The 6,074-nt window shown below is 52.0% G+C and carries 6 protein-coding genes; all 6 read left to right on the plus strand.

The genetic code is table 11. The annotated features are described in order from the left end of the window. The first annotated feature begins 40 nt into the window (after positions 1-40). The 6 genes from HMPREF1640_RS02460 (at position 41) to HMPREF1640_RS02480 (ending at position 5,407) form a co-directional block, all read left to right on the plus strand. Positions 41-2,146, plus strand: coding sequence for a hypothetical protein (locus HMPREF1640_RS02460; protein WP_036892073.1), 2,106 nt, complete (start codon positions 41-43; stop codon positions 2,144-2,146). Between the two features lie 37 nt (positions 2,147-2,183). Further along, positions 2,184-4,118, plus strand: a complete 1,935-nt coding sequence (locus HMPREF1640_RS02465) for a hypothetical protein (RefSeq protein ID WP_036892075.1) — start codon at positions 2,184-2,186, stop codon at positions 4,116-4,118. Between the two features lie 113 nt (positions 4,119-4,231). Then, on the plus strand, positions 4,232-4,366 hold the full coding sequence (locus HMPREF1640_RS13125; protein ID WP_156098685.1) for an ArsR family transcriptional regulator: 135 nt from the start codon (positions 4,232-4,234) through the stop codon (positions 4,364-4,366). Between the two features lie 46 nt (positions 4,367-4,412). Then, complete coding sequence (locus HMPREF1640_RS02470) at positions 4,413-4,679, plus strand: DUF5053 domain-containing protein (protein ID WP_231565820.1); 267 nt, start codon at positions 4,413-4,415, stop codon at positions 4,677-4,679. Positions 4,680-4,945: 266 nt separating this feature from the next. Then, positions 4,946-5,089, plus strand: coding sequence for a hypothetical protein (locus tag HMPREF1640_RS13470; RefSeq protein WP_197051473.1), 144 nt, complete (start codon positions 4,946-4,948; stop codon positions 5,087-5,089). Positions 5,090-5,152: 63 nt separating this feature from the next. Beyond that, positions 5,153-5,407: a DUF5053 domain-containing protein gene (locus tag HMPREF1640_RS02480; protein ID WP_036892081.1), complete on the plus strand. Its 255-nt coding sequence runs from the start codon at positions 5,153-5,155 to the stop codon at positions 5,405-5,407. Positions 5,408-6,074: the final 667 nt, after the last annotated feature.

Genomic DNA, 6,074 nt, shown 5'->3' on the forward strand with positions numbered 1-6,074 from the left:
CGGACAGTAATAAAAATATATACAAAGAAAAAAAGGCTCTTTGAAGTCGGTGGCCGATTACGGGAGAAGCGAAGACCAGCAGCTTAAGATTGACCTCGCAGCCGACCTGAAAGAGCTGGACCAGAAGCAAAAGTTCTTCATGAAAGAGTATCAGAAGATTCATAAGCATATTGAAGAAGAGAATGCAAAGGTATCGGCAGCGATAGAAAAGAAAAATAAAGAGGAAGCAGCGAAAGCAGAGAAAGAAAGAAAAGAAGAAGAACGTAAAAGGCGGGCAGCCCTTCAGGCGCAAGCCAATGCCGAACGTAAGAGCGAGGCGCTGCAACGCAAGCAGGAGGCGCTGCGAAAGAAAAACCTCAAGGACGCCATACAGGCGCAAAAGGCACTCACCGACGCGGAGCTGGTGGAGAACTACCGCAAGTACGCGCAAGGGGAGATTGATTTGCGAACGTTCCGGAAAAAGGAAAAGGACATCAAGACGCAATCGCTCGACGAGCAGATACGCATCAATGGCGCGGAGACGGAAGAGGCAAAGGCGTTGCTCAGAAAAAAGGAGGAACTCCTCATGAAGTACAACGATGAAGTGCGACGCATGACCGAAGAGGAGATAAGGTACAGGCACGACACCCTCGCCCTGCAGCTGCAAAGCGAGTTCGAGCAGAAGGGAAAGTCGCTCTATCAGAACCAAGAGGCACTCAATGAGGCGTTGTACCAAAACGAGCTGGACGCGCTCATCGAGAGGCAGCGGCTGTACAACAAGGGAACGCAGGAATACCTTGACCTCCAAGCGGAGATCGAGCAGCGAGAGGGCATGCACAAGATTGAGAACGCAAGGCATTATCAAGAGTTGCTCTCGCAGCTGCAAGAGGAATATGGCGAAAAGGACGTGGAGAAGCAAAAGACGCTGGCGGTCAATCGGCTCAAGTGGATGGAGCGGTACGAACTTCAACAGATGGAGAGTCTGTACAAAGGGGGTGAGCTGAAGCACGAGGAATACGAGCAGCGCAAAACGGAGATCACCAAGAAATACGCGCAATATCGCAAAGAGGTGGAGCGGCAGTTCGAATGGCGTAAGAGCGAGCAGAACCTGAACGACTCCAAGGGTGAGAAGTTCAAGCGCAGGGTGGACATGGCGCACAAGACGGCTGCCAACAACGCCAAGGCTGACTATCAGAACGACCATCCCGACGGTCAGTCGGTCACCGATTACTTCACTTCCGACATCGCGCGGTTCTCGTCTGTCATGGAGAACATCCGACAGATGGAGGCAAATGGCGTCATCTCGCACCAAGAGGCAATGGCGGCAATGGGACAGGCAACGGCTGACATGGTGGACCAAATGGGGCAGAAGTTCCAACAGGCGTACGAAGCGATAACGCCTATCATGAGCGCCATGTCATCGTATTATGCCGCACAGTCCGATTACGAGCAGAAGGTCACGCAGCAGAAGTATGACCGCATGATCAAGCATGCCGGGAAGAACGCGAGACTGGCAAGAAAGCTCGAAGACAAGAAACAAAAGGAATTGGCGAAAATTAAGACGAAGTACGCGCGCAAGGAAGCCAACATGCAGTTGGCGCAAGCCATCGCACAGACGGCATTGGGCGCTGTCTCGGCGTATGCCTCCGTCATGAGGGGCATCCCCGCGCCGGCCAACTTGGTCATGGCGCCCATTGCGGCAGGACTGGCAATAGCGGCTGGCGCCATTCAGATTGCCACCATCAAGAAGCAGCGGCAGGCACAAGAGTCAGGTTACTACGAGGGTGGATTCACAGGCGGAAGCGACTACCGGCGCAAGGCTGGCATCGTACACCAAGGGGAGTTCGTCGCCAACCACAGGGCGGTCAATAACCCACAGCTCTTGCCGGCACTCCAGTTGATCGACAAGGCGCAGCGCGACAACACCATCGGAATGCTCACGGCGGCGGATGTGTCGCAATCGTTGGGAACAGGCACCACCGTGGTGTCCGCGCCAACGGTGAACGTGCGGACCGACAACGCGGAGCTCAGCGGCGTCATCGGCAAGATGAACGAGACGTTGGACCGCATGGGCGCCTTGCTCGACGGCGGCATCACCGCCAACGTCTCCATGCACGACTTCAAGAAAGAAGAACGCCACTGGGACATGCTGCAACAAAACAAATAACGCTCAAGCGCTGTCAACCCATAAAACCATAACACCTATGCTCCTCTGTACTTTAGACGGAAAGAAAGGCTATCCGTCAACAACGAACAACATCAAGGTAACGCTCGAAAACCCCTTTGTCAAGGATTCGGGCACTTATTCCTACGACATCATCTTCCCCATGGAGATTGACGCCAACAGGCGACTCTTCGCCAACGTTCACAGGCTTGACGTCAAGAAGACGGCGACCACCTTCGAGCAATGCCTGCTCTATGCCGGCAACAGGCTCGTCATGCAGGGAAAGGGCATCGTCACCGCCATCACCAACGACACCGTCAAGGTGCAAATCGTCGGAGGAAAGAGCCGCGTCAAGTACAACTCCAAGTTCGAGAACCACTACATCGACGAGATCGACTATCCTCCCGTAACCATCACGCAAGGATATGACAAGGAGGCCTACGCGCGGTTGTCGATCGATGAGCCGCGGATGATGGAGCTCGCGCGAGGGGGGTGGCTCTTCGTCGACCTCACCGGCAGCAATTTCGTGGGACAGCCGGGCGTCGCGGCGTTCAACCCGATATGGGACGAGACGGAAGACACTTGCTCGAATGGGATTCGCGTGTTCGAAGCCGTCGAATGGAAGGTGGACGGAAAGAAACTGGGCAAGGGGGACAGGGCGTGCATGTACAACCTCGCCGTGCAGCCCAACCTGATGTACGTGCTGCGAAAGGTCATCGAAAGCGAGGGCTACACCCTGCTCCGGAACGATTACGACAAGGAGCCGTGGAACAGGCTGCTCGTCGCCAGCGCCACACGCTCGCTAAGAATCAAGGACGCCCTGCCCCACTGGACGGTGTACAAGTTCCTCGACGAGATACGAAAGCTGTTCAACGCCACCGTCTTCTTCGACGAGCGTGAGCGAAGCGTCAAAATCGTCTCCGGCAACGAGCTGCTCAAGAACGAGACGGTGGCATACCAACATGAGGAGACGTTCACCACCGAGTATGACGACGATGGCGTCAAGAACGCGCTCACCTCCAACCTTAGGTTCAGGCTGGGAGGGTCGGCGAACAGGTCGTGGCGCGAAGTGGTGTCGCCGGAGGTGCTCAAGGAGTTCGACGTCAAAGAGGGGGTCGTCGAGTTCGACAAGCTGGGCGAGAGGGAAAAACGCACCACCATACAGAAGTTCGGTGGCCTGTACTATGTTTATGCCGACGAGATCGACGAGAGCCATCCCGACCCGGAGCGAAAGGTGGGACAGGCGCTGCCATGCGGATTTTTCAACCCCATCGTGCGAAACGAGAAGAGCGACTGGTACGAGGAGTTGTGCGTCGCCCCGGTAGCCGTCACCATGAAGACGCTCTACAAGGGAAAAGACGCCCTGTGGCTGCATGGCGTCGGCGCCGAGGGGTTGCCGAACGTGGCGTATTGCATCCCGTCCACCACCAACGAGAAGGGGGCGAGCATGAAGGACATGAGCGTCGACGAGGAGGGCGACTACTACCTGAGCGTTCGGAATGCCATAGAGGGCGGCATAGAGAAAGAGTCCAACGAGGGCGAGACTGCCGACGCCATGTTCGTCATGTTCCAAGGCAAGAAGGTGTCCAACAGGAAGGTGCTTGGTGGAACGTTCAACTACAAGAGCGCCGTCGATGGGAAATATGCCAAGTACCGCGCGCCCGTCACCTACACCGACTTTCGCATGTACCGCGAATATCCCGGACCCGGGTTTGACGACGTGGGCTCGTTGAGCCTGCATGCCATCCCGGGCATGAAGTTGGGACCTTTCTACACCCTTGGCGAATTCCGCTCCAACGTGCATGTGGACGCTCATCACACCATCGTCATCAAGTTTCTCACCGATGATGTTCCAGACCCAAGAAAAATCTATGTCTTCGACAACAAGAGGTTCATCTGCCAGAAAATAGAACTCAACGTCTCCGATGACGGCATCGACAAGGAAAAGACAGGCTACTTCTGCGAACTCCTATAAACGTACCATGGTGAAAAAAATCTTCGATAAAAATGTAAAATATTACACTAAAAATTTGCACAGTGTGAAATATTACACTATCTTTGCAATGTTAAACAAAACAAGCAAACAATATGAAAAAAGAAATCACAGATGAAGAGAATGAGCTGCTCGAAGCCATTCGAAACTACAAGAGAGCTTACCCTAACGGAAACGACAATCTCCTATTCTACGCAAGGGAACTTTTTGAAAGAATGATTTTACAATGAAACAACAGCCCACCCGAAAGGGTGGGGCTCTTAAAACATCAAAGATATGGGACGATACATGACAATGAAGCAAACAGAACAGACGACCATGAAAAAGCAGATGAGCGACATCCTCCTCTCCATTTCGTGGGGATGCCTGGCGCGCGAATACTTTTCAAAGTCGGCATCATGGTTCTACAACAAGTTCAACGGCATCGACGGCAATCGAAAACCAACAGAGTTCAGCCTTGAAGAGCGCATACAGCTCAAAGGCGCACTATGCGACCTTGCCGACCGCATACGCCGTGCCGCCGACAGCATAGAAACCATTTAGGCGAGGGGGTGTTTGCTCCCCCTGTTTAACAAAAAAAAGCCGCCCGACGCCTACGGGCGCAACCTTACCGCAAGCGCATGCTTTCCCACCATGGAGCATGCGCTTTGTCACTGGCAGATTTGCATTCGTTGTTTAAAAACTGCATTGCCTTTAAATGAAATGTCCGCGCGGTTACTACAAAATAAAGTAGTAAATACTTGTAAAGTACAAAATAATGTATTACCTTTGCGTTGTCTTAATAAAAACAACGGAAAATGAAACAAGAAATGGAAACAATGAGGGTTACGGATGAGGAAAGGGACCTCCTCGAGCAGATGAGGAACTACAACCGGTCTTATCCAAATGGTTATCCGGAACTACTCAGTATCATCATTGAGAAGTTTTACGCTATGCTCCGACAACCTTATTGACAACAAAACCACAGCTCCTCCCCCAATGGGGATGGAGCTTCAACTAAAAGAAAGGAAACAGCAATGGAAACAGTTATCAAAAAGCAGGCAGTGGTAAGTGACATGAAGCAGCGTCTGGCAGACATCAACCTCTCGGTGTCATGGATGGACTTTGCCAACAAATACTTCCACAAATCGTCCTCATGGTTCTATCACAAGTTGAACGGTATCGACGGCAATGGTGGCATGGGCGGTTTCAACGAGGAGGAGTTGGAACAGCTGCGCGGATCGCTCTTCGACCTGAGCAACCGCATACGAAGAGCCGCAGAAAGCATTTAGGCGTGGTTGTCTGTTTGACCAATTAAGACAAAAAGCCGCCCGACGCCTACGGGCGCAACCTTACCACAAGCGCATGCTTCCCACCATGGAGCATGCGCTTTGTCTCTTCTTGCCGCCTGCGTTCATTCTTCCAACACCAACTTTCGTTCCTTTCGTTCCTTTCGTTGTTAAAAAAATCCCACCTAATTATATAAGCATCTCCCCTCATTATCATTTTTACGATAAAAAATACAACGAAAAGTTTGCACCGTTCAAAAAAACACCCTATCTTTGCCAACGTATCAAAAATAATGGTGTTACCATTCCGGAGAGCGACGGTCAAACGCTCGGCAAGATAGAAAGGCTCGGGCTTTTTTATTGTAATTTAGTTAAACATCGATAGTGGCGGCTTGCCATTCCGTAAAAATTTTTAAGTAGCCCTTCGGGTGAACCATTATTTTTGATACAGCGGGATGTGCAGCCGCCTTTTTCTGTACCTCTGCGCCACGGCAGAATCCGTGGTAATGTATCAAAAATAATGGAAATGCAACAAACCATCATCAGCTTTGCTCCCAACAAGGTGGAGCAGCAGCCTACGCTCAAGCAGCGTTGGCAAGAGTGTGTAAACAGTGTCAACCTATGGCTCAACGCAAAGAGTCTGTTCTACTCCAACATCTGCCAGTACAGT

This window comes from Prevotella sp. S7-1-8, from assembly GCF_000758925.1.
GTDB lineage: Bacteria > Bacteroidota > Bacteroidia > Bacteroidales > Bacteroidaceae > Prevotella.

Coding starts and splice junctions, on each gene's coding strand:
- HMPREF1640_RS02465 (WP_036892075.1), top strand. CDS start 2,184: ATGCTCCTCTGTACTTTAGACGGAAAGAAAGGCTATCCGTCAACAACG.
- HMPREF1640_RS13125 (WP_156098685.1), top strand. CDS start 4,232: ATGAAAAAAGAAATCACAGATGAAGAGAATGAGCTGCTCGAAGCCATT.
- HMPREF1640_RS02470 (WP_231565820.1), top strand. CDS start 4,413: ATGGGACGATACATGACAATGAAGCAAACAGAACAGACGACCATGAAA.
- HMPREF1640_RS13470 (WP_197051473.1), top strand. CDS start 4,946: ATGGAAACAATGAGGGTTACGGATGAGGAAAGGGACCTCCTCGAGCAG.
- HMPREF1640_RS02480 (WP_036892081.1), top strand. CDS start 5,153: ATGGAAACAGTTATCAAAAAGCAGGCAGTGGTAAGTGACATGAAGCAG.